The following is a 23,786-nucleotide window of genomic DNA, read 5'->3' as shown; positions in this document are numbered from 1 at the left end:
CAGGCGGCGTCGGATCGTGAATAGGTGTCCTTCACGGCGAACCCGGTCAGGTGGCGTGCAGGTGCCCGGAGAGGAACTCCAGGGTGCGCGGCCACGCCAGCGCACTGGCCTCAGGGTGGTGGAACGCCGGTGCGGGGTTGTCGAAGGCGTGCCCGGCGCCGTCATAGGTCTCGAACTGCGCCGGCACCGGGGCGGCGGTAACGACCCGGCGGATCAGGGCCACCTGCTCCATCGGGATGTAGGCGTCAGCGGTGCCGAAGTGGTGCAGGCTGGGGCAGGTGATGGACTCGGCCAGATCGAGCAACCCGGGCAACGCCGAGCCGTAGTAACTGACCAGCGCGTCCGGTGAGTCCTCGGCCGCCACCTGGAAGGCCACCCCGCCGCCGTAGCAGAAGCCCAGCAGTCCGACCCTGCCGTTCACCGCCGGATCGGCACGCAGCGCCGACAGCGCCGCACGCGTGTCAGAAGTAGCGTCGGCCCACTCCAGCTGTCCGGCCAGCGACATCGCCTGCTCCAGGACCGCCGGGTCGGACTCATCCAGATCGTTCCGCGGCAGCCGCCAGTACAACTGCGGCACCAGCACCACGAAACCGGCCTCGGCCAGGTCCGCGGCACGGCGCCGGATGTAGGTGCTCACACCGAAGATCTCCTGCACCACCACCACACCCGGGCCCTGCCCCTGCGCGGGCAACCATCGGTAGGCCGGCATCGCGCCGGCGGAGGTGGGGACCTCGAACAGCTCGACATCAGTGCTCATGTGCCCAAGTCTGCCCTGTCCGCGCGATGCGCGCCGTCGCGTCGGCTCCGGCTCCGGCGCGGCTGGGCGAGCCGAGAGCGGCAGCACTGGCAGGGTGAAGGGCATGGCAAGTCTGAGATCCGTGCTGGACGGTATGGCCGAACCCTGCGATGACGCCCGCCCGATGGTGCGTTGGTGGTGGTTCGGCCCGCAGGTGGACCGGTCCGGGATCGCCCGCCAACTGCACGCCATGCGTGCGGCCGGACTGGGCGGTGCCGAACTCTCCTTCGTCTACCCCCTCACCGAGGAGTCGGAGGAGTTCGGATCCCAGGCGTTCCTGGACCACCTGGACTACGCCGCCGCCACGGCCGCCGAACTGGGGCTGCGCCTGGACCTCACGCTGGGCAGCGGGTGGTCATACGGAGGCGGGCACATCGGCTCCGAACACGCCGCCCGTGGCTTGCGCTGGGAGGTACGCGAGATCGGCCCGGCGACCCAACAGGTCGCCCGCAGCGCCTCGTGGCCCGGAGATGAACTGCTCGCCGTCTTCCTCGCCCCCGGCGCCCCCGGGGAGGCGGCACCGGGGGGTTACGAACCGGTACCGATCGGGCCTGCCGCGGCAACCATCCCACCCGGAGCCGGGCCCAGGACGGTGCTGCTGGTCTGGTCGGTCTTGACCGGCCAGCAGGTCAAGCGCGCAGCCAACGGCGCCGAGGGCCCGGTGCTGGACCACTACAGCGCCGCAGCCACCCGCGCACACCTGAGCGCCGTAGCCGACCCACTCCTGGCGGCGGCACGCCCGGACCGGATCGGCGCGGTGTTCTGCGATTCACTGGAGGTCTACGGCTCCGACTTCACCGTGCACCTGCCCGAGGAGTTCACCCGACGCCGTGGGTACGATCCGTTGCCGCACCTGTACTTGCTCCGGGTCGAGGGCCCGGGCCACGCGACCTTCCGCGCCGACTACTACCGCACCCTGTCGGAACTGTACGAGGAGAACTTCGTCGCGGTGCTGGGACGCTGGTCCCAGGACGCCGGAGTCGACCTGCGGATCCAGAACTACGGGGAACCGCCGGCCACCATCAGTTCCTACCGCCACGCCCGGGCCTTCGAAGGGGAGGGCTGGGGCTGGCTGGGCCTGCCCGAGACCCGGTGGGCCGCGGCCGCCGCGCACCGGTACGCGCGCCCGGTGGTCTCGGCCGAGGCGTTCACCTGGATCCACTCCCCGTCGCTGCGCGCCACCCCACTGGATCTGAAGGGAGAGGCACATGAGCACTTCCTGTCCGGGGTGAACCAGTTCTTCATGCACGGATGGCCCTACTCCGCCGAGGATGCGCCCGGTGTGGGGAATCTGTTCTACGCCGCCGGGGCGCTCGATGATCGCAACCCTTGGTGGCCGGTCATGCCGGAACTGAGCCGGTACCTGACCCGACTGGGTTGGCTGCTGCGCCAGGGCCGCGCGGTGGCGGACGTCGCGGTCCTGGTCCCATCCGCGGCGATCTACGCCGAGATGGGCACCGGCGGGCCGTACGGGTGCAACCTGTGGCGCGGCACCGCGCGTGCGCTGGGTGACATCCCGGCCCGGATCCGCACCGCGGGGCTGGACTTCGACCTGCTCGACGACGACGCCCTGGCGGGACTGGACCCGCACACCTTCCGCGCCGTCGTCGTCCCCTGGCTCGGCCCCCTGGGATCGCGGGCACGGGCGTTCCTGCGGGCTGCCCGGGACGCCGGGGTGGCCGTGCTGACGATCGACGACGATCCCGGGCAGGTGCAGCCGGCACCTGAACGCTGGGTCAGCCCGCGCGGTGTGGACCTGCGCGGAGATTCCGTGACCGGGGACGCGGTGCCGAACCATGCCGTGCCCGACGGCGCCGAACTCGGCGAGGTGGTCCCGGCCGACCGGTTGGCGGAGGTGCTCGTCGGGCGGATCGGGGCGGACTGTGCGGTGCGCACCGGTGCCGACGTGGTCGGCGTGGTGCACCGCGACCTCGGCCCGGTACAGGTCTACCTGGTCGTCAACACCGGCGCCGACCAGTTTCGCACCGGACTGCGGCCGCGCGTCGGCTACTCCCGTTGGGCCCTGGCCGATCCGGCCCACGGCACCGTGCTGGACGCACGGACGCTCGAGCGAACCGATGCGGCCCCGCCCTGGATCGAGGTGGAACTGGCGCCCTATGGCGCCCAGGTGCTCATCACCGGCGTCGCCGACGAACCGTGGCCGGCGCCCGGTGAGCAGGGCGTGCGTCCCCGGGAGGAGGAGCTGGAGATCAGCGGCTGGTCAGCCGGACCCGCGGAGGGCCCGCTGCGGCCGGTGCGGCTGCCGCACGTGTGGGAGAGCGACGACGAGGTACCGGCCCACCTGGACAGCCTGCGTTATGAGGCGGTGGTCACCATCCCCGAGAATGTCCGGACCGGCGAGCCGGCTTCGACGGCGCAGGTGTTACTGGACCTGGGACCCACGCAGCCCATCGACCCCGACGCGCTGGCCGAGCGGGGGTTGCCGCCGCAGTCCTTCCGCGCCGAGGTCGACACCCCGGTAGGTGAGGTCGCCGAGGTGATCATCGACGGCTCGTCGGTCGGGCACCTGTGGGCACCGCCCTACCGGATCGACATCACCGAGGCACTGCGTGCGGCGTCCGGGCCGGCCGGGCCCGACGGGGGTGGGGCAGGGGCGACCGAACACCGCATCGAGTTGGTCGTGCACTCGGTGGGCTCGCGCGCCGTGGCCGCCGATACCGGACTGCCCGACCGCATCGAGGCGACCAGGCGTCGCCACGGGGTGCGGTTTCGGATGCAGGACCTGCAGCACGCCACCACAACGGTGGTGAGCGGACTCCGGGCGGTGCCCCGACTCGTCGTCCGACACGGGTAGACCGCTGGCCGCGCGGTAGCGACGGTCTCGCAACGCGGTGGCGGGCGTCGCCTCGGCGTAGGTGACCTACGGCCCCGCGCCCGCCATGGTCAGGAGCGATGGCCTCCCGGGCCGCCGTCCACAGCCATGACGTGCCAACTCACATCCTGTGCACACAGCTGTGGATCAGGGCTGTGGATAAAGTCTTATCGATACTATCGCTTGGATGACCGCTCCCCGAGCCCTGGTCGCCGCAGCGGCGATTCTGGACGATCTGCGCCACCCCACCCGATTGCTGGCGGCGCGGCGCAGCGCGCCCAAGACCCTCGCCGGGCGCTGGGAGTTCCCTGGGGGGAAGGTCGAGCCCGGGGAGGCCGACCACGACGCCGTGCATCGGGAACTGCACGAGGAACTCGGCATCCGGATCCACCTGGGTGAGCAGATCGCCGGCCCGGCGGGGACCGACTGGCCGATCCTGCACGGTCACCGGATGCGGGTGTGGTTCGCCCAGATCGCCACCGGCGATCCGGCGCCGCTGGCCGATCACGACGATCTGCGCTGGCTCCCCCTGGGGGAGCTGCACACGGTGGCATGGCTCGAACCCGATCTGCCGATCGTGCGGGCCATCCAGTCGCGGCTCGGCATCGCCGGCGAGGGTGGGTCGACTCTGCACCGTTTTGCGACAGAATAGGCCACGCCGTCAGCATGTGACATGATGCCGGGGTGCCCAAGATCATCGGAGCCTCCCTGGCGGAGCATCGCGAGAAGGTGCGCGGCAAGTTGTTCGCCGCGCTGTCGGACCTGATGGAACGGTCCGGCTTCGACGCTGTCAGCCTGGCGGAGATCGCCCAGCAGGCCGGGGTGGGACGGACCTCGGTGTACAACCACTTCCCGGACAAGGAATCGTTGCTGATCGGATTCATCGAGCACGAGACCGAGACGTTCCTCGACGATCTGCGCCAGGCTCTGGTGCAGGTGCAGGACCCGCAGGAACAGTTGCGGGTCTATGTCCGGGAGCAGATCAGCCTGCGCCGCTCCTACCACCTGGCCCCCGCGGCGCTGCGTGCCGTGGTCTCCCGGCACACGCTCACCCGGCTGCGCGACCACGTGGTGCTGGTGGAGGGCATGCTGCACGAGATCCTCGCGGCCGGCATCGACTCCGGGCGGCTGCCCGCGCAGGACCTGGACTCGGTGGTGCCGCTGATCAACTCCTGCCTCTCCGCTCGCGCGGTGCCCGAGTCCGGGCCGGAGCGGGAGCGGGCCATCATCGCCACCGAGGCGTTCGTGATGCGGGCGGTCGGTGTGCCCGAGCAGGCGGTAGCCGCCGATAAGGTTCCGGTCGAGGTCTGAGGGCCCGCCGGCCGGCGTCATCCACAAATTCTGTGCACAGGGCTGTGCATGAACAGCGTTCTCCCAGGTCGTGCTGTGGACGCACCTGTGCACGAGTTGGGGATAGAAAAGTCGTGGACGAAACCCCTTGTTAATCCCTTGTTCGGGTACTAGACATTGCTTATCGACAACAGCATAGAGATTCCCCGAAGGAAGGAGATCCTAACGGATCGCCCAACGGAGGGGAAAGCGTCAACCAAGGGTTTGGTATACCGAACCTGCGGGGCCATCGGCCGGGGAGACCCGGACGATGGTCAGCCAGACCGGTCCGGTTCTCCGGATCGATCAGGTCTGTGACCCAACCGCCGGGGTTACCCGGTGAAGGTGCACAGGACGACGTTGTTGACGACGCCATGTGGAAAACGGCAGTGGCCGAGCCAGAGCCCCCGGGTTCGCGGCTCGGATGGTCTTCGATGGGACCGCACCGCTGAACGGACCGCATGGGATCGTCGACGAGGTGACTCGGTCGCTCCGGCGGCCGGAGTCGGCGGATGGTCATCGCATCGGCAACCCTCGACGACGAAGCAAGGCCCCTCGAATCCCTAGTTCGAGGGGCCTTTGCTTTGTGCCCGTAATCCTTGCCGGGCACACCGGCCCATCCTGGCAGCGACACGCCCGCACCGCCGAATCGGCCGAGCGGCGGCCGCAGCGGCCGCAGCGGCCGCGGGTAGGCTGGACGCGTGATCGAACTGAAGACGCCCGCTGAGATTGACCAGATGCGGCCCGCCGGCCGGCTCGTGGCCAAGGTGCTCGCTGCGATACGCGAGCACGCCGCCGTGGGGGTGAACCTGCTGGACCTGGACGCCATGGCGCACCAGATGATCCGCGACGCCGGAGCGGAGTCCTGTTACATCGACTACCACCCCTCATTCGGGGCGAGCCCGTTCGGCAAGGTGTTGTGCACCTCGGTCAACGACGCGGTGCTGCACGGCCTGCCGCACGACTACGCACTGGCCGACGGCGACCTGCTCTCGGTGGACTTCGCGGTGTCCGTGGACGGCTGGGTCGGGGACGCCGCCACCAGCATGATCGTCGGCACCCCCGATCCGGCGGACCAGCGGCTGATCGAGGCCACCGAGACCGCGCTGCAGGCCGCGATCGAGGTCGCCGTGGTGGGCAACCGGATCGGGGACATCTCAGCCGCTATCGGCGCCGTGGCGTCCGACCACGGCTACCAGGTGAACACCCAGTTCGGTGGGCACGGGGTGGGCCGCAGCATGCATGGAGAGCCCCACGTGCCCAACGACGGCCGGGCCCGTCGCGGGATGCCGCTGCGCCCCGGCCTGGTGATCGCCATCGAGCCGTGGTTCATGGCCGGTACCGATGAGATCTACACCGACCCCGACGGGTGGACCATCCGCTCCGCGGACGGTTCCCGGGGCGCGCACAGCGAGCACACCGTGGCGATCACCCCCGATGGCCCGGTGGTGCTGACCGCACGCGACTGAGGCCCGGCGGGCCGCCCGCCCGTGGTTAATGGTGGCTGGGCACCGGGTCTTCCTGACTCAGTCGCTCCGCGCGTACCGGTGCGGCGCCCCGGGTGGCCCGCACGCTGGCCTCGGGACGCAGGTCCAGGCGTCGCAGGAACTGGGCGTTCATGGCCACCACCACGGTGGACAGCGACATCAGCAGCGCACCGACCGCCATCGGCATCACGAATCCGATCGGGGCGAGCGCACCAGCGGCCAACGGCACCGCTGCGAGGTTGTAGCCGGCGGCCCACCACAGGTTCTGCTTCATCTTGCGGTACGCCGCACGGGAGAGCTGGATCACCGACAGCACCGACCTGGGATCGTCGGAGGCCAGGATCACCCCGGCCGAGGCGATCGCGACGTCGGTGCCGGCGCCGATCGCGATGCCGACGTCTGCCTGGGCCAGGGCCGGGGCGTCGTTGACGCCGTCGCCGACCATCGCCACCACCCGCCCCTGCTCCTGCAACTCGGCGACCTTGCTGCTCTTGTCCTCGGGCCGCACCTCGGCGAAGAGTTGATCGATTCCGAGTTCCTCGGCCACCGCGGTGGCGACCGGCTCGGCGTCGCCGGTGATCATCACCACGTGGATGCCGAGGTCGTGCAGGGCGCGGACCGCCTCGCGCGACTCGGGGCGGATCTCATCGGCCAGGGCGAGTGCACCCGCGACCTCGCCGTCGAGGAGCACGTGCAGCACGGTGGCACCGCGGCCGGACCACGCCTCGGTGGCGGACAGCGCAGAGCGGTCCGACGTCGCCAGGAGGGCAGGACCCCCGACGGCGACGGTGCGGCCCTGCACGGTGGCCCGGACACCGACGCCGGTGGCCGAGGAGAAGTCGCTGGCCACCGGGACGGTCAGCCCCTTCTGCGCGGCCGCCTCGCGAATGGCCCGGGCGAGCGGGTGCTCACTGTCACCCTCGGCACTGGCAGCCAGGGACAGCAGGTCCTCCTCGGTCGTGTCGCCGGCGGTGGTGAGGTCGGTGACCACCGGTTCGCCGGCGGTCAGGGTGCCGGTCTTGTCGAACAGCACCGCGTCCACGGTGCGCATCTGCTCCAGCGCCATCCGGTCCTTGACCAGCACCCCGCCCTTGGCGGCACGTTCGGTGGCGATGGAGACCACCAGCGGGATCGCCAGACCCAGGGCGTGCGGGCAGGCGATCACGAGCACGGTGATGACTCGCATCAAGGCCTGGTCGGGGGTGCCGAGCAGCATCCAGGCCACCAGGGTGACCGCTGCGGCGCCGAGCGCGAACCAGAACAGCCAGCCGGCTGCCTTGTCCGCCAGCCGCTGAGCCCGGGTGGCCGAGGACTGCGCCTGGGCGACCAGGCGCTGGATGCCGGCCAGTGCGGTGTCCTCGCCGACGGCGGCTATCCGCACCCGCAGCGCATTGTCGGTGGCCACGGTGCCGGCCACGACCCGGTCCCCTGCGGAACGGGGCACCGGTCTGGACTCCCCGGTGATCATCGACTCGTTCACATCGGCACTGCCCTCGACCACGTCACCGTCGGCTGGGACGCGCCCACCCGGGCGCACGATGACGACATCGCCCACGACCAGGTCCGAGGGCGCGACCGTGGTGACCTGGTCGCCGTCGACCCGCTCGGCCTCGTCGGGGAGCAAGGCGGCCAGGGAGTCCAGTGCCGAGGAGGTCTGTTCCAGGGAGCGCATCTCGATCCAGTGCCCCAGCAGCATGATCACCACCAGCAGCGCCAGTTCCCACCAGAACTCCAACTCGTGGGACAGCAGGCCCAGGCTGGCGCCCCACGAGGAGATGAAGGCGACGGTGATGGCCATCGCGATCAGCAGCATCATCCCGGGCTTGCGCGCCTTGAGTTCACTGACGGCGCCGGTGAGGAAGGGCCGGCCACCCCAGAGGTAGATGATCGTGCCCAGCACCGGCGCGACCCAGGTGAGCCAGCCGGCCTCGGGCAGGTCGTAGCCGATGATGTGCGCGAACATCGGGCTCAGCAGCACCGTCGGCAGGCCGAGGAGGAGCATGATCCAGAACAACCGGCGGAACTGGCCCACGTGGTCGCCGTGGTCGTGGCCGCCGTGGCCATGATGACCATGGCCACCGTGACCGTGATGAGCGTGCTCGCTGTGCTCGTTGTGCTGGGCGTGCTCGCTGTGCTCGTCGTGCTGGGCGTGCTCGCTGTCAGGGTCGTGCCCGCGAGGGTCCTGAGCCTGCTGGATGCCCGGGTCGCTGTGGTGGTGAGGTCCTGAGATGCTCATAACGACGATCTCCCATTCGCGATATACCCCCGTAGGGTATCAGGATGACCCACGATATACGAGGCCTCGGCCCAATCGCATCGATTGACACCGATACCCGCCCTGGGTATACGATCGGACGAATCCTATACCCCCTACGGGTACCGCATCCATTAAAGGAGGACGCATGGACCGGCACGAGTACCAAGTGACTGGCATGACCTGCTCGCACTGCGAGAACGCCGTACGCGAGGAGGTCGGGCAGATCTCCGGCGTGGAAGCGGTCGAGGTCAGTGCGCAGACGGGCACCCTCGTGCTCAGCGTGAACGGGCCGGTCGATGACGCCACCGTCGTGGCAGCGGTGGACGAGGCCGGATACGAGGCGGTGCGCGCCTGATGAAGGTCCCCCTCCGGCTCGGCCTCTACGGGGCCGGTCTCGTGGTGGTCTTCGTGGTGGCGGCCGCGATGGGCAACGTCGTGGTGCCGGAGGAGACCGTGCAGGACTGGGTCCGAACCGTGGAGGAGATCCGTCACGAGGAACCCGGCCAGCCGGGCACCGGTTCCGGCGACGACGAGAGCACGGAGGCGGACCCCGCCGAGGAGCCCGCCGACCACTGAGCCGGTGACGCACCAGCCAGCAGTACGAAGGAGAGGCACCGATGTCCACATCCCCCGCCCAGCAGCAGGGCGCCGGCAGCGCCGTGGAACTGGCGATCGGCGGGATGACCTGTGCCTCGTGTGCCATGCGGGTGGAGAAGAAACTCAACAAACTCGACGGCGTCGAGGCCTCGGTGAACTACGCCACCGAGAAGGCCCGCGTGACCCTCGCCGACGGCGTCCGGATCGACACCCTGATCGACGTCGTGGCCCGCACCGGCTACACCGCCACGCTCCCCGAACCGCCACGGACCGCGGCGGACGAGTCCGAGACCGACGATGAGGTCGATCCCGAGCTGGTCACCCTGCGCCAGCGTCTGATCGGATCGGTGCTGCTGTCGGTGCCGGTGATCGCCATGTCGATGATCCCCGCGCTGCAGTTCACGTACTGGCAGTGGGCCTCCCTGGCCCTGACCGCACCGGTGATCGTGTGGGGCGGCTGGCCCTTCCACAAGGCGGCGTGGACGAACCTGCGTCACGGTGCCGCCACGATGGACACCCTGGTATCCCTGGGCACCAGCGCGGCGTTCGTGTGGTCGCTGTACGCGCTGTTCCTCGGCACCGCCGGCGTACCGGGGATGACTCACGCCTTCGAACTGAGCATCGCCCCCACCGACGGCGCCGCGAACATCTACCTCGAGGTGGCCGCCGGGGTGACGATGTTCATCCTGCTGGGCCGCTACTTCGAGAAGCGCTCCAAGCGCCGGGCCGGTGCCGCGCTGCGCGCACTGATGGAGATGGGCGCCAAGGACGTGGCAGTCCTGCGCGGCGGGGTGGAGACCAGGATCCCCAGCGCCGAACTCGCGGTGGGCGATGAGTTCATCGTGCGCCCGGGGGAGAAGATCGCCACCGACGGCGTCATCGTCTCCGGCACCTCGGCGGTGGACGCCTCGATGCTCACCGGCGAATCGGTGCCGGTGGAGGTGTCAGATGGCGATGCCGTCACCGGGGCCACCGTGAACGCCGGCGGGCGACTGGTGGTGCGCGCCACGCGCGTGGGCGGCGACACCCAACTGGCGCAGATGGCCAAGATGGTCGAGGACGCCCAGTCCGGCAAGGCCGAGATCCAGCGCCTGGCGGACAGGGTCTCGGGGATCTTCGTCCCGACCGCCATCGCGATCGCAGTGGCGGCCCTGGGCGCCTGGATCGGTGCCGGCTTCCCGCTCAGCGCCGCCTTCACCGCCGCGGTCGCGGTGCTGATCATCGCCTGCCCGTGCGCGCTCGGACTGGCCACCCCCACCGCGTTGCTGGTGGGCACCGGTCGCGGCGCCCAGATGGGCATCCTGATCAAGGGCCCGGAGGTGCTGGAGTCCACCCGCAAGTCCGACACCGTGGTGCTGGACAAGACCGGCACGGTCACCACCGGGACCATGACCCTGACCGGGGTCCACCCCGCTGAGGGTGTGGACCGCTCCGAACTGCTCCGCCTGGCCGGAGCGCTGGAGAACTCCTCCGAGCACCCCGTCGCCCGGGCCATCGCCACCGGTGCCGCCGATGAGGTGGCCGAATTGCCGCAGGCCCACGACTTCACCAATCTCGAGGGAAGGGGCGTGCGCGGCGTGGTGGAGGGCCGCACCGTCATCGTCGGCCGCGAGAGCCTGCTGGAAGAGATCTCCCAGGACCTGCCCGCGGGTCTGGCCACGGCCAAGGCCGCCGCCGAATCGCAGGGCACGACCGCCGTCGTCGTTGCGTGGGACGGCGCTGCCCGGGGCGTGCTGACGGTGGCCGACACGGTCAAGCCCACCAGTGCCGAGGCGATCCGGCAGTTGCGGGGTCTCGGTCTGACGCCGGTGCTGCTCACCGGTGACAACAAGGCCGTCGCGGAGCAGATCGCCGCCGAGGTGGGTACCGAGACGGTCATCGCCGAGGTGCTGCCGAAGGAGAAGGTGGACGTGGTGGCCCGCTTGCAGAGCGAGGGCAAGGTGGTCGCGATGGTCGGCGATGGCGTGAACGACGCCGCAGCGCTGGCCCAGGCCGATCTCGGCCTGGCCATGGGCACCGGCACCGACGCGGCCATCCAGGCCGCCGACATCACCCTGGTCCGTGGGGACCTGCGCAGCGCGGCCGATGCGATCCGGCTGTCCCGCAGGACGCTGGGCACCATCAAGGGGAACCTGTTCTGGGCCTTCGCCTACAACACCGCCGCGATCCCCCTGGCCGCCTTCGGCCTGCTCAACCCGATGCTCGCCGGCGCCGCGATGGCCTTCTCCAGCGTGTTCGTGGTGGGCAACAGCCTGCGGCTGCGGTCCTTCGAGTCCCGTGCGTACACCCCCGCGCCGAAGGTGACCGCCTCGTAGGATCGCTCCTACGTGCTCCACCATGAATCAGGTGCGGGCGGTGATGGAGGTGGCGCAATGACCGACGTCGAGGCCGGCGCGGCGGCACACGTGCGCACCCTGCTGGTGCTCGGTGCCAGCGGTGACCTGGCCGGCCGGCTCCTGCTGCCGGGCGTGGGGCGCCTCCTCGCCGGCGGCGGGGCCCCGTACCTGAACCTGGTGGGGGCGGGGGCGGAGGACTGGGATGACACCCGGTGGCGGAACCGGCTGCGCGAGGCGTTCGCGGCCACGCCCAGCATCGAGGTCGCGCCCTGGGAGGAGATGGCCGCGCCCACCCTGTCCGATCCCGGTGCGGGAGCCCTGCGCCGGTTGGAGCGCGAGTCGGTCTACGTGCGCACCGACGCCGCCAGCCCCGATGACCTGCGCCGCGCCCTGCAGGTGTGCGCCGGCCCGGTGGCCATCTACTTCGCACTCCCACCGGCGGCGACCGAGCAGGCCTGCCGGGCGCTGGGTGAGATCGGCGTGCCCGAGGGCACCCGGTTGATCATGGAGAAGCCGTTCGGGTCCGACGCGGCGTCGGCCCGGTCGCTGAACCGGACCGTGCGCGCCCTGGTGCCGGAGGAGCAGATCCACCGGGTCGATCACTTCCTGGGCAAGTCCACCGTGCTGAACATCCTGGGATTCCGGTTCGCCAACCGGATCTTCGAACCGCTCTGGAGCGCGGCGCACATCGACTCGGTGGACATCGTCTACGACGAGGACCTGGCCCTGGAGGACCGGGCCCGCTACTACGACTCCGCCGGTGCGCTGCGGGACATGATCCAGAGCCACCTGCTCCAGGTGCTGGCCCTGATCGCGATGGCCCCGCCCGCCACGATGGGCGAACGCGACGTGCGCGACCGCATCGCCGAGGTGCTGCGTGCCACCCGGGCCGGGGACCCCACCAGGCACAGCGTGCGAGCACGCTACGGCGCCGGACGGATCGGGGAGCGGGACGTGATCGCCTACGCCGATGAACCCGGCGTGGATCCCGGGGCCGGCACCGAGACCCTGGCCGAGGTCACCTGTTTCATCGACAACTGGCGCTGGAAGGGAGTCCCGTTCCGGCTCCGGTCCGGCAAGGCGCTGGGTGCCACCCGCAAGGAGGCACTGATCACCTTCAAACCGGTCCCGCACCTGCCCACCGGTTTGCTCGGCACCTCCCAGCCGGCGCGGTTGCGGCTCGGCCTCGGCCCGGAGTGCCTCGACCTGGAACTGGACGTCAACGGCTCCGGTGACCCGTGGGAACTGGACCGGGTGGTGATGTCCACCGCCTTTGCCACGGGGGAGCTGCCCGCCTACGGGGAAGTGCTCTCCGGAGTACTGGAGGGGGACCCGCTGTTGTCGGTACGCGGTGACGTGGTGGAGCAGTGCTGGCGGGTGGTGGAGCCGGTACTGGCCGCCTGGGCCGCCGGCACGGTTCCGCTGCAGACCTACCCCGCCGGGAGCGCGGGCCCCGTCCGATGACCACCGGCTGAATCAACCATCCTCGCCCAGCTCCTGGCGGACCTGGGCCACGGTCGCCTCCACCTGATCGGCCTCGATCGGCCACAGGTCCACCGCCACCTCCAGGGTGGAGCCGGACCCCTCGGTGAACACGATCCCCCGCAGCGGGGAGACGTCTCCGTAGTCGCGGCCCCAGCCGAGTTGGACGTAGCGGCTGTCGATGAACTGGTCGTTGGTCGGGTCGATGTGCAACCACCCGCCGCCGGGAAGCCACAGCGCGGCCCAGGCGTGGGAGGCGTCCACGCCCCGCAACTTCGGCCGGCCCGGGGGCGGTTGGGTCTCGATGTACCCCGAGACGTACCGGGCCGCCAGCCCCATCGCGCGCGCGCACCCGATGAGCAGGTGGGCGAAGTGCTGGCAGACCCCGACGCGCCGCTTGAGTACCTCCGAGAGCCGGGTGTCCACCCGGGTGGCCCCGGAGACGAAGTCGAAGTCGGTGAAGATCCGGTTGCTCAGGTCCGCCACCACATCCACCATGGGGCGCCCCGGGACGAAGGAGGGCGCGGCGTAGGCCCGCACCTCCTCGATCACGTCGATCATCGGGGACGCGGCGCGCGCCTCGGCGATGGCCAGCGCGGTGGTGGCGCCGCCCACGCTCGGGTGTTCACCGGTGCGGCACACCGCGTCGACGGCGCGGCTGACCTCCTCCCACGCCACCGCGGGCAGGGAGTCGGGTTCGACCCGGCGCCGTTTGGTGGTGACCACCGAGCGGGCGGTGACCTCCAGGCGCCGGTGCGGCCGGGTGACGTGGAAGTAGGTGGAGCCGTTCCCGGCGAAGTCGCTGTGCTGTCCGCTGTGGTCGGCGCCGGGATCCACGCTCAGCCCGGCGATGTGCACCTGCTGGCCGGATCCGGTCCGGGGCAGCAGGATCGCCCGCCCGTAGGAGGAGGTGACGTCGGCCGGGTAGGTGTAGGTGGTGGCGTGGGTGAGCCGGTAGTGGCGCACGGACGACTCGGATGTGTTCATCGCACGCCACCCCCGTTCCCCCAGGCCCAGACCGGGGGCTCGGTGGCCTCGTCCGCACCGGGTACCCGGATGCCCACCGCGTCCAGCCACTGGCTCGGCACCGGGTGGATGAAGTGCACCCGGGCGATCTCGTTGGCCAGTTCGGCCAACCGCCAGTGCAGGGACTCCAGAAAGCCCGCCAGGTGGGCGCGGTGACCGTCGTCGTCGGCGTCGGACAGCACCGTCGTCTCCCCCTCGGCGAGCAGGTCCCGCAGATCCGCCAGTAACTGGTCCCTGGAACCGGCGTCCCGTACCGGGGTGGGCACCTGCACGAGCAGCGTGGCGATCGCCTCCACCTGGTAGGCCAGTGCCCGCGGGTTCCGCCGGTCCAACAGCAGCAGGTCCAGGAAGGTCTCCACCCGGGCGTGCCGCTGGAAGCGGCGCCGGTAGGTGATGGCGGACTCGTGGGCGATCAGCAGCGCCTCCAGCACTCCGGCTTCCACCGCGGGGGGCTGCTGGTTCGGCAGGCATGCCCGCAGCGTCATCACCAGGTGCTGGGCGCGTTCGATCCGGCGCCCGATCTCCATCAGCGACCACCCCACGTCACGCATCATCGACTCGGCGCTGATCCCGGCCAGCGCGAGCATCCCCTCGGTGACTCGGGAGACGGCCCGGGACAGGTCCACCACGCCGCCTCCTCGGTGCTGGGCGCGGGCCCGATCCAGCGCGCGGTTCACCGTGGCCAGCGCCTGCCAGGTGTCGGAGGAGAGTTGGTCGCGCACCGCCGTGGCGGCGCGCAGGATGCGGTCCACGGCGAAGGCCACCGTGCCCGGTTCCTCCCCGATCAGGACCTGCTGCGGGGTGCCGCCGGCGGTGGTACCGGCCAGGACGCGTTCCAGCACGTCCAGGCTGCGTCCGCCCGGGGAGGTCGGGCTGGTGTGGTGGTCGGCCCAGAGGTCGGCGACCACCTGCAGCAGGCGGACCGTGGCCTCGGCGCGTTCGGCGTAGCGGCCGAACCAGAACAGGTTCTCGGCGGCACCAGCGGAGATGGTGTCGGTCCCACCCTGGCCGGCCCCCTCCGCTGCGGCACCTGTTGCACCCGCCGGTGCGTCGTCGTCGGCCCTGCCCGGCTCCCAGGGCTCCAGGACCGGCTGCGGTTCGGTGGACAGCACCCACAGGTCCTTGGCGGTGGCACCGGCGGCGGCACCGCCCGCGGCGGTGTCGTTGGCGAAGACGCTGGGAACCTCGGCGTCCCCGATCTGCGGGCCGCTCACCTGCGCGAGCCCGCCGGACATCACCTGGTAGCCACCGGGCCGGGCCAGCGCGAAGGTGCGCAGCGTGGTGGGGCGGGCCACCAGCGCACCGGGCCCGGCGGTGGGGGTGGTGGAGGCTCCAACCGGCTCCTGGCCAACCCACTGGCGCGGCTGGGCGGCGATCACCGCGGACAGGCTCGCGCGCGCGTCGGCCCCCAGCTCCCAGCCGTGGATCGGTGGGGCACCCGGGGCGGTGTGCCGGATCACCAGGTGGCCCAGGTTGGCGATCACGTGGGAGCACATGGCCCGGTCCCCGCACCAGTAGGTCACGGTGGAGGGCAGCGCCAGGTCCTCATCGCGCAGCACCCGGCACAGTTGCGGCAGGTAGGCCAGCAGCGCCGGATTCTCCAGCACTCCGCTGCCCAGGGTGTTCACCACGGTCAGGTTGCCCTCCCGTGCGGTCTGGACCAGGCCGGCAGCGCCGAGACGGGAATCGCCGCGCAGGTCCAACGGGTCGCAGTACTCCGCGTCCACCCGGCGCAGCAGGACGTCCACCGGCTCGGCGCCGTGGAGGGAACGCATCCACAACCGGCCCCCGTGTACCTCCAGGTCCTCCCCCTGCACCAACGCCAGCCCCAGCATCGAGGCCAGGTACCCCTGGTCGAACGCGGTCTCGGAGTAGGGCCCGGGCGTGAGCATCGCGATCCGTGGGGCATCACCGGCAGACGGCGGAGCCACCTCCCGTAGCGCGGTGGCCAGGGCGTGGAAGAACGGGCCGATCCGCCGGATCCGGGCCTGGCGGTACAACCCGGCCATCACCTGGGCCACCGCCCGCCGGTCGGCCATCGCGAAACCCAGCCCGGAGGGGGCCTGGGTGCGGTCGGCCAGCACCCGCCAGCCGCCGTCGTCCTCCCGGGCCACATCGGCGGCGTGCAGGAACAACTGGCGGGGGCCCGGGATGGCGATCCCGTCCACGGCGCGCAGGAATCCGGGGTGGGGCAGGACCAGGTCGGCCGGGATCAGGCCCTCGGTGATCAGCCGGCGGGGCCCGTAGAGGTCGGTGAGGATCTCATCGAGCAGTTCGGCGCGCTGGCCCAGGGCGGTCTCCACCCCGGCCCACTCCACCTCATCGAGGATCACCGGGAGCGGATCGAGTTCCCAGGGCGCCTCCTCGGTGTCGCTGCCGTGGCGGACCCACTGGTCGGACAGCATCGTGGAGATCTCCGCCCGGGCGTCCTCGATCTGGTGCCAGGTGTGCAATTCAGCAAGATCGGCCATCTGGTCCCAGGCGGCCCGGGCGGTGCCGGTGGCGTGCACCATCTCATCCCGGCCCGGTCCGGGCGCGCGATAGGAATCGAGCAGGTCACTCACTCGCTCGCGCCTCTCCTCCGGTGGGTGCACGAACGCCCCTGGGACGCACGCGCGATGCAGCGCACATCGTATGTCAATCGGTGCTTGGGCGCTTGGGTGGGTCCAGGGCACGCGGGCAGGTGCCGGCGTGGCGGGTGTGCCGGCATGGCGTGGGCGCACCCGGCCGGGGATGTGCGGTCGGCCGGGTGCCGGTGCGGTAGGTCTGCGCGGCTCCGCCCCCGGGCGCGGTTAGGGTGACTGCGTGGATGTCCCGTCCTGGTCCCAGATCTCCGAGCGCATCGTCCCGGTTCCGGCGAGCCAGGCCGGTCAGGTCGAACCCGAGCACCTGCTGATCAGCGCGGGTATCGCGCTGGCGTTGGTGGCCGTGGGTCCGCTGTGGCGGATCGTCCGGTTGGCGGTGACGCTGGTGCACGAACTCGGGCATGCTCTGGTGGGCCTGGCGACCGGGCGCACGTTCACCGGCTTCGTCCTCCGGGCGGACATGTCCGGGCACGCCGTCACCCGGGGTAAACCGCGCGGGGCCGCCCTGGTGGCGACCACCTGGGCCGGCTATCCGGCTCCGGCGATCCTGGGCGCGCTGCTGGTGTGGACCGCCACGCGGGGGCTGGGGCCACCGGTGCTGACGGCGGTGCTGGTGATCCTGCTGATCTCCTGGGTGCGGGTGCGATCGGTGCTGACCGCCCTGGTGATGCTGGCCGTCAGCGCCGGCGCGCTGTGGCTGTGGTGGGCGGGGTCGGTGGTGCTGCAGATGCAGGTGCTGGTGGCCACCGGCCTGCTGCTGCTGATCGGGGCTTGGCGGCACCTGGGTTCGGTCTGGCGGGGCCGGGATCGCGGCTCGGATCCGGCGGTGCTGGCGCGCCTGACGCCGCTGCCCCGGGTGGTGTGGTTGCTGACGTTCGCGCTGGTGCTGGCCGCGGCCACCGCCCTGGTGGTGACCGAGGCCCAGCGGCTACTGCTGTGAACCCAGCCCGAGCGCACCCGCCACGTCCGGCCGGAAGTAGTCCGGGCCCTTGAGCACCTTGCCGTCGGGGCGGTAGATCGGCCGGCCGTCGGAGCCCAGTTTCGACATGTTCGAGGCCTGCACCTCGGTCAGGACCCGGGCCAGCGGGAGTCCGCACTCCAGCGCCATCCCGTAGATCACGTAGACCAGGTCAGCCAGCGCATCGGCGGCACCGACCGTGTCCCGGGTGCCGTCGTCGGCGTCGACCGCGCGGGTGAACGCCTCGGTCACGAAGGTCTCCGCCCGCGGACCGTACACCGCGCCGACCAGCTCGGCGAATTCCTCCGCGATCAGCGCCATGCGCATGTGCACACGCTCACGATCCACCGACGGTCCGTCCTGGGCGATCGGTAGCCCGCAGGTGCGGTGGAACTGTCGCACCAGCGCCTCGGGTTCATCACCCGAGTGCAGGGGCGTGGGTCGGTCGGGGTGGCCGGTGTCGGAGCGCATCGCCCCGCAGTAGAAGGCCGGGCGGTTCTGCCGCCCAGGCCGCGCCGGGCCCGGTCCGGTGCCGAACATGCGAGGCCAGGGCGGGGAGCGCCGCAGCGGCCCGGGCAATACGGTGAGGGTAGGTACCAGTTTCGAAGGAGCTCACCCGTGAATACCCCGATCGATGTCACCACCACCGACGCCTGGCGTTCCCTGCGGGCCGACGCCGAGTCGTTCGAGCCGGACCTGCGCGGCTGGTTCGCCCGGGACCCCGGCCGCGCCGAACGGTACAGCCACACCGTGGGGGACCTCTACGTGGACCTGTCCAAGAACCTCATCACCGACGAGACCCTCAGGCTGCTGACCAAGGTCGCCGAAGAGGTCGACCTGCCCGGGCGGATCGCCGCGATGTTCGCCGGGGAGCGCATCAACGCCACCGAGGACCGGGCAGTGCTGCACACCGCGCTGCGCCGGCCCAAGGATCGGAGTCCGGCGCTGGTCGTGGACGGCCAGGACGTCGACGCCGACGTGCACGAGGTGCTGGAGCGGATGTATACCTTCGCCGACCAGGTGCGCTCGGGGGCGTGGACCGGGCTGAGCGGCAAGCGCGTGCGCACCGTGGTCAACATCGGCATCGGCGGTTCCGACCTGGGCCCGGTGATGGCCTACGAGGCGTTGCGGTCCTACGTGGCCGAGGACATCGAGGTGCGATTCATCTCCAACATCGACCCCGCAGACATCGCCGCCACCCTGGCCGGCGTAGACCCCGAGACCACCCTGTTCATCGTGGCCTCCAAGACCTTCGGCACGATCGAGACCCTCACCAACGCCCGGATGGCCCGCACCTGGTTGTGGGAGCAACTTGCCCGGCGGGGGGTGATCGGGACCGAGCAGGCCGAGCGCACCAACGCCGTCGCCCGCCACTTCGTGGCGGTCTCCACCGCACTGGACAGGGTGGCCGACTTCGGCATCGACACCGACAACACGTTCGGCTTCTGGGACTGGGTGGGCGGGCGCTACTCGGTGCCCTCGGCCGTCGGGCTGTCGTTGGTGATCGCGATCGGACCGCAGCGGTTCACCGAGTTCCTCGGCGGCTTCCACGCCGTGGACGAGCACTTCCGCACCAGCGAGATTGCGCACAACGTGCCGGCCCTGATGGGGCTGCTGAACATCTGGTACGTCAACTTCCTGGGCGCGCACACCCACGCGGTGCTGCCCTATGCCCAGGACCTGCACCGCTTCCCGGCCTACCTGCAGCAACTGACGATGGAGTCCAACGGCAAGGGGGTGCGCTGGGACGGCTCACCCGTGCCCACCGACACCGGTGAGGTGTTCTGGGGTGAGCCGGGCACCAACGGCCAGCACGCCTTCTACCAACTCCTCCACCAGGGCACCCGGCTGATCCCCGCCGACTTCATCGCCGTGGCCAACCCCGCCGACCCCCGCAAGGACGGGCACGTGGACGTGCACAGCCTGTTCCTGGCCAACTTCTTCGCCCAGACCCGCGCGCTGGCGTTCGGCAAGACCGCCGATGAGGTGCGGGCCGAAGGCACCGACGAGGCGGTGGTGCCCGCCCGCACCTTCCCCGGCAACCGGCCCACCACCTCGATCATGGCTCCGGCGCTGAGCCCGTCGGTGCTGGGTCAGTTGATCGCACTGTACGAGCACATCACCTTCACTCAGGGCATCGTCTGGGGCATCGACTCCTTCGACCAGTGGGGGGTGGAGCTGGGCAAGGAACTGGCCAGCCAGATCGCCCCGGCGGTCACCGGGGATGAGGAGGCGCTCGCGGCCCAGGACGCCTCCACCCAGGCGCTGATCCGGTACTACCGGGACGCCAGGCACTGAGCGGGGCGCAGCACCCTACGCCGGCGGGGGCTAGCCGGGGTACTTGGCGCGGAACCGCTCCTCGGCGTGCCGGTCGCCCAGGAGCAGCAACTGCTGCCCATCGCCGGTCGGGATCCGTTCGGAGTCACGCAGCAGCGTCCCGTCCGCGTCGGTCACGGCGACGATCTGGCAGCCGGTCTGCTGAAACACCTCCGGGTTGCGCACCGGCAGCCGGGCCAGTGCCGCCGGGCGGGGAACGAGGAACAACTCGTTGCCCTCGGCGATGACCATCCGGTGCGGCAGCGTCGCGCGGTTCCACAGTTCAGTGGCACCGATCGTGGCGTAGGAGAGCACCCCGTCGGCCCCGGCCCGGTAGAGCGTGGCCACGTTGCGTTCGTGGGTAGCCCTCGAGACCACCTGGACCTCATCGCGCAGCCGCCGGCAGTACAGGCTCAGGTAGACGTTCAGGTCGTCGTCGTGCGTTGTGACCAGAACCGCCGGTGCGGTGTCGAATCCGGCTGAGCGCAGCACCTCCAGGTCCGCGGCGTCACCCTCGACGACGCGGGTGACCGACCCGGCTCGATCGGGAACCTGCTCCACGATCGTGGACGGAACGCCGGTCTCGGTCAGGGCCTTGGCAGCCGCGCGGCCCACCCGCCCGCCGCCGATGATCAGCACCGGGTCATCGTGGTTCTGCGGGACCTGGAACCGCGCGTCGTACTCCTTCACCTCGTCGGCCGTGCCCGCCAGCACCAGCACGGTGTCCGCGTCGATGCCAGGGTCCGGCTTCGTCGGCCGCAGCCTGCCCTTACGCATGACCGCAAGGATCCGGCAACTCACTTCCGCGCGGGCCTGTTCCAGCGTCATGCCCACCAACTCGGTGTGCCGGGCCGCCGCCTCAGCGATGACGGTCCGGCCGAAGGCCCCGATGTGGTGCGCACGCCCGGTCGTGCCGAGCACGCGGCCCGCCATCGCCCGGCCCAGTTGTGTGGCGAGCTCCAGGACGTGGTCGGCGCCGGCGAGTTCCAGGACGTCGACCGAGGCGGCCTTGTCCGCCGTCACCGCCACGATCACGTCCTTGGCGATCTGGCGCACGGTGAACACCACGTTCGTGGTGGTGGTGTCCGGCAGCATCGAGACCACCATCTTCGCCCGCTCCACACCCGCCTTGCGGTAGGTGTCGACCGAGTCCAACGGCCCCAGCACCACGATGTAGCCGCGGTCGTGCAGCAGCCCGGCCTGTTTGGGGTGATCCACCACCAGGACGCAGGGGACACGGGAGCGCTTGGCGCGCGCGACCAGCGTCTCGACGACGGTGTCCGCGCCCACGAGGATGAGATGGTTGCGGATCTGCGGCGGGGCGCGGCGCGGAGCCCGTGCCGCGTCACGCCGGTCCAGCCACGGGGTCAGGACGTGCTGGATCACGAAGTACGGCAGCAGTGCCAGGATGAACACCGCTCCGCTGAGCAGCACCACCATCGAGAAGATCCGGCCGAGGTCGGACGTGAAGGTCACGTCCCCGTAGCCGAGCGTGGACATCGTGGTAAGGGTCCAGTAGATCGCGGTGGTCCAGGAGTGGGATTGGCCCTCGGTGGCCATCAGGACCTGGAACAGCACGCTGGACCCGCCCACCAGTGCCAGTCCGGTGAGTAGCAGGGCGGCGGCGAACTTGCGGCGTCGGCGGCGGGCGATCGCCCGAGCACGCTTGATGTCGGACCTGCCGTTGCCGTCCATTCCGGTCCCTTCAGGACGTCGGGATATCGTCGCCGACCAGACTTCCCGGCACACCGGTGATCGAGCGTAGAGCAGCCGGTCCCTGGTGACAACCGGATGCCCCGGCGAGGGGCACGGCGCCGGGTCGACGGCGGTCGGCCGTGCTGTGACGGCCGCGGCAGGATTGCAGGTATATTGGATCCGGTCGCAGTCTCATCGCTGCGCTCGCGGGTGTAGTTCAATGGTAGAACTTCAGCTTCCCAAGCTGATAGCGCGGGTTCGATTCCCGTCACCCGCTCCAGGTGGTCGCCAGGTCCTGGCTCGGCCGGTTCCCGGCCGCGCGCGGGCCGTCCGGAGCGGTACCGTGGCCCCGTGCTCCTCTCCGACCGTGATATCCGCGCCGAGCTCGACGCCGGCCGCCTCGGCCTGGACCCGTTCGAGGCCTCGATGGTCCAACCCTCCAGCGTCGACGTGCGCCTGGACCGGTTCTTCCGGTTGTTCGACAACCACAAGTACCGGGTGATCGACCCCGCCGCCGATCAGCCCGACCTGACCCGGCTCCTGGAGGCCGAGCCGGATGAGCCGTTCGTGCTGCACCCGGGGGAGTTCGTGCTCGGTTCCACGTACGAACTGATCACCGTGCCCGATGACATCGCCGCCCGGTTGGAGGGCAAGTCAAGTCTGGGCCGGCTGGGCCTGCTCACCCACTCCACCGCCGGCTTCATCGACCCGGGTTTCTCCGGCCACGTCACCCTGGAACTGTCCAACACCGCCACCCTGCCGATCCTGCTGTGGCCCGGGATGAAGATCGGCCAGCTCTGCTACTTCCGCCTCTCCAGCCCGGCCGAGCATCCCTACGGCTCCGGCGCCCAGGGCTCGCGCTACCAGGACCAGCGGGGCCCGACGGCCTCGCGCTCCTACCTGAACTTCCACCGCACCCGGATCCAGCCGTGAGCATGTCCGCCCCCCAGCAGCACGGCGCCACCGGCCACGGCACCGACCGGGCCGCGCAGGATCCCGCCCGGGCTCACCTCGACCCCGATCTGGCCTGGGGCCATCACCTGCTCCTGGTCGGCCCCGGGATCGACCCGGGTGACGTGGAGGCTCTGGCGCTGAGCCGCTTCCCGGGCGCCTCCCGCCGCGACGAGCACACCATCGACCTGATCCCCGGCGCCTGGCTGACCGGCCCGTGGCTGCTGGACGACGACTCTCGCGCCGCGCTGGACGTGCCGGAGGAAGCCCAGGAGGCCTACCTGGCCCGCGCCCCGGTGCTCCGCGCCGGACCGGTGCCGCAGGAGTTGCGCGGCCTGGGCGGTCTCCTGGACGCCTTCGCCGAGGGCACCCCGGAGGGGGACGAGGCCGATGTGGTCGAGTTTCTCTTCGCCGTCGCCCGCCGACTGGGTGGTGCGCTGCGCACCGGGGGCTCCGGCATGGTGCTGGTGCCCGATCCCGCCCCGTTCGTGGACCTGATCGTGCACAGCGCCGTCTGGCTGGAACCCGAGGCACTGCAGGTGGTGCTCGGTGAGGTGCTTCCGGGACTGGAGATCCTCACCAGCACCGGTTGGGCTCCTCTGCCGATGCCCCCCACCGCGCCGGAGGAGTTGAGCGAGGCCGAACGCGCCGAGCGGTCCGAACTGCACGCCCGCGCCGATGCCTTCGACGCCGCGGCCCTTGCCGCCGAGCAGGTGCACGAGAGTTACGGCGCCCTGTGGCACTTCGGGGACGACGGCGTGATCTCGGTGCAGGTCGAAGCCACCGACGTGGCGCCCCCGGTGCTGTCGGGGGTGGAGTGGGCCGGGCAGGGTCTGCTCAGTTACTACCTGCGTTGGTACCCGGTAGCGGTAGAGGCCGGCGAGGAGGAGCCGGCCGTCCCGGAGCAGGTACGCGCCCTGATCGAGGACAGCGCGGCGGCGTTGCTGGCCGCCGTGGGTGGGGTGGTGGCCGACGATGACGGTTTCCTGGTGGACCTGGGACTGGATGTGGACCCGAGCGAGAGCGACTGAGGGCGAACAGGGTGTGAGGCTGCCCACCGCGAGGGTGGGTCAGCGCCGGGAACCGGTCCCGGATCCTGGGCCCGGGTCGGGGTACCGGCGCGCGTTGATAACATGAC

18 protein-coding genes and 1 tRNA gene are annotated in these 23,786 nt (G+C 70.9%); 13 read left to right on the top strand and 6 right to left on the bottom strand.

From position 1 onward, the window contains the following. Positions 1 to 46: 46 nt before the first annotated feature. Positions 47 to 757 (bottom strand): dienelactone hydrolase family protein, encoded by a 711-nt coding sequence (locus ACPL7H_RS02015; protein ID WP_424795481.1) that lies wholly within the window; start codon positions 755 to 757, stop codon positions 47 to 49. Positions 758 to 860: 103 nt separating this feature from the next. Here ACPL7H_RS02015 and ACPL7H_RS02010 point away from each other — a divergent pair, with 103 nt between their 5' ends. The 4 genes from ACPL7H_RS02010 (at position 861) to map (ending at position 6,427) form a co-directional block, all read left to right on the top strand. Further along, positions 861 to 3,611 carry a glycosyl hydrolase gene (locus ACPL7H_RS02010; RefSeq protein WP_424795480.1) on the top strand — a complete coding sequence of 917 codons (2,751 nt, stop codon included), beginning with the start codon at positions 861 to 863 and terminating at the stop codon, positions 3,609 to 3,611. Positions 3,612 to 3,816: 205 nt separating this feature from the next. Beyond that, positions 3,817 to 4,281 (top strand): (deoxy)nucleoside triphosphate pyrophosphohydrolase, encoded by a 465-nt coding sequence (locus tag ACPL7H_RS02005; protein ID WP_424788731.1) that lies wholly within the window; start codon positions 3,817 to 3,819, stop codon positions 4,279 to 4,281. A 32-nt stretch (positions 4,282 to 4,313) separates the two neighbouring features. After that, positions 4,314 to 4,940, top strand: coding sequence for a TetR/AcrR family transcriptional regulator (locus tag ACPL7H_RS02000; protein WP_424795479.1), 627 nt, complete (start codon positions 4,314 to 4,316; stop codon positions 4,938 to 4,940). Positions 4,941 to 5,659: 719 nt separating this feature from the next. Then, entirely contained in the window at positions 5,660 to 6,427 is a 768-nt protein-coding gene (gene map, locus ACPL7H_RS01995) for a type I methionyl aminopeptidase (protein ID WP_424795478.1), read from the top strand. A 25-nt stretch (positions 6,428 to 6,452) separates the two neighbouring features. On the opposite strand, the gene ACPL7H_RS01990 is transcribed toward map, so the two are convergent. After that, positions 6,453 to 8,681: a heavy metal translocating P-type ATPase gene (locus ACPL7H_RS01990; protein WP_424795477.1), complete on the bottom strand. Its 2,229-nt coding sequence runs from the start codon at positions 8,679 to 8,681 to the stop codon at positions 6,453 to 6,455. Between the two features lie 166 nt (positions 8,682 to 8,847). Between ACPL7H_RS01990 and ACPL7H_RS01985 the strand changes: the two genes are divergently transcribed. Genes ACPL7H_RS01985 through ACPL7H_RS01970 form a run of 4 tightly spaced genes read left to right on the top strand, consistent with a single transcriptional unit; the run spans position 8,848 to position 13,099 of the window. Continuing rightward, the gene (locus ACPL7H_RS01985) at positions 8,848 to 9,057 is read left to right on the top strand and encodes a heavy-metal-associated domain-containing protein (RefSeq protein WP_424795476.1); all 210 of its coding nucleotides are present in this window, start codon (positions 8,848 to 8,850) and stop codon (positions 9,055 to 9,057) included. Continuing rightward, a complete protein-coding gene (locus ACPL7H_RS01980; protein ID WP_424795475.1) occupies positions 9,057 to 9,278 on the top strand; it encodes a hypothetical protein in 222 nt (73 codons plus the stop codon). Before ACPL7H_RS01985 ends, ACPL7H_RS01980 begins: the two co-directional genes overlap by 1 nt. A 41-nt stretch (positions 9,279 to 9,319) precedes the next feature. Beyond that, entirely contained in the window at positions 9,320 to 11,614 is a 2,295-nt protein-coding gene (locus ACPL7H_RS01975; protein ID WP_424795474.1) for a heavy metal translocating P-type ATPase, read from the top strand. A gap of 57 nt (positions 11,615 to 11,671) precedes the next feature. Next, the gene (locus ACPL7H_RS01970) at positions 11,672 to 13,099 is read left to right on the top strand and encodes a glucose-6-phosphate dehydrogenase (RefSeq protein WP_424795473.1); all 1,428 of its coding nucleotides are present in this window, start codon (positions 11,672 to 11,674) and stop codon (positions 13,097 to 13,099) included. Between the two features lie 12 nt (positions 13,100 to 13,111). Here the strand turns inward: ACPL7H_RS01970 and ACPL7H_RS01965 are convergent, their stop codons facing one another. Beyond that, on the bottom strand, positions 13,112 to 14,104 hold the full coding sequence (locus ACPL7H_RS01965; protein ID WP_424795472.1) for a transglutaminase family protein: 993 nt from the start codon (positions 14,102 to 14,104) through the stop codon (positions 13,112 to 13,114). Next, complete coding sequence (locus tag ACPL7H_RS01960) at positions 14,101 to 16,707, bottom strand: circularly permuted type 2 ATP-grasp protein (RefSeq protein ID WP_424795471.1); 2,607 nt, start codon at positions 16,705 to 16,707, stop codon at positions 14,101 to 14,103. Before ACPL7H_RS01960 ends, ACPL7H_RS01965 begins: the two co-directional genes overlap by 4 nt. Before the next feature lie 241 nt (positions 16,708 to 16,948). Here ACPL7H_RS01960 and ACPL7H_RS01955 point away from each other — a divergent pair, with 241 nt between their 5' ends. After that, entirely contained in the window at positions 16,949 to 17,668 is a 720-nt protein-coding gene (locus ACPL7H_RS01955; RefSeq protein WP_424788721.1) for a M50 family metallopeptidase, read from the top strand. Here the strand turns inward: ACPL7H_RS01955 and ACPL7H_RS01950 are convergent. Then, positions 17,657 to 18,157 (bottom strand): phosphoribosyl-ATP diphosphatase, encoded by a 501-nt coding sequence (locus ACPL7H_RS01950; protein WP_424795470.1) that lies wholly within the window; start codon positions 18,155 to 18,157, stop codon positions 17,657 to 17,659. The genes ACPL7H_RS01955 and ACPL7H_RS01950 overlap by 12 nt on opposite strands. A gap of 147 nt (positions 18,158 to 18,304) precedes the next feature. Here ACPL7H_RS01950 and pgi point away from each other — a divergent pair, with 147 nt between their 5' ends. Further along, positions 18,305 to 19,984, top strand: a complete 1,680-nt coding sequence (pgi, locus tag ACPL7H_RS01945) for a glucose-6-phosphate isomerase (protein WP_424795469.1) — start codon at positions 18,305 to 18,307, stop codon at positions 19,982 to 19,984. Positions 19,985 to 20,014: 30 nt separating this feature from the next. Here the strand turns inward: pgi and ACPL7H_RS01940 are convergent, their stop codons facing one another. After that, positions 20,015 to 21,697 (bottom strand): NAD-binding protein, encoded by a 1,683-nt coding sequence (locus ACPL7H_RS01940; protein WP_424795468.1) that lies wholly within the window; start codon positions 21,695 to 21,697, stop codon positions 20,015 to 20,017. A 206-nt stretch (positions 21,698 to 21,903) separates the two neighbouring features. Here ACPL7H_RS01940 and ACPL7H_RS01935 point away from each other — a divergent pair. The 3 genes from ACPL7H_RS01935 to ACPL7H_RS01925 all read left to right on the top strand — a co-directional run bounded on the left by ACPL7H_RS01935 (position 21,904) and on the right by ACPL7H_RS01925 (position 23,679). Further along, positions 21,904 to 21,977, top strand: a tRNA-Gly gene (locus ACPL7H_RS01935). A 71-nt stretch (positions 21,978 to 22,048) separates the two neighbouring features. Continuing rightward, on the top strand, positions 22,049 to 22,630 hold the full coding sequence (dcd, locus tag ACPL7H_RS01930) for a dCTP deaminase (protein ID WP_424788717.1): 582 nt from the start codon (positions 22,049 to 22,051) through the stop codon (positions 22,628 to 22,630). Positions 22,631 to 22,632: 2 nt separating this feature from the next. After that, entirely contained in the window at positions 22,633 to 23,679 is a 1,047-nt protein-coding gene (locus ACPL7H_RS01925; protein ID WP_424795467.1) for a hypothetical protein, read from the top strand. The last annotated feature ends 107 nt before the right edge of the window (positions 23,680 to 23,786 follow it).

The organism is Pseudactinotalea sp. Z1732, assembly GCF_049724975.1.
Lineage (GTDB): Bacteria > Actinomycetota > Actinomycetes > Actinomycetales > Beutenbergiaceae > CALKWS01.
This window is presented reverse-complemented; position numbering and strand designations above follow the sequence as displayed.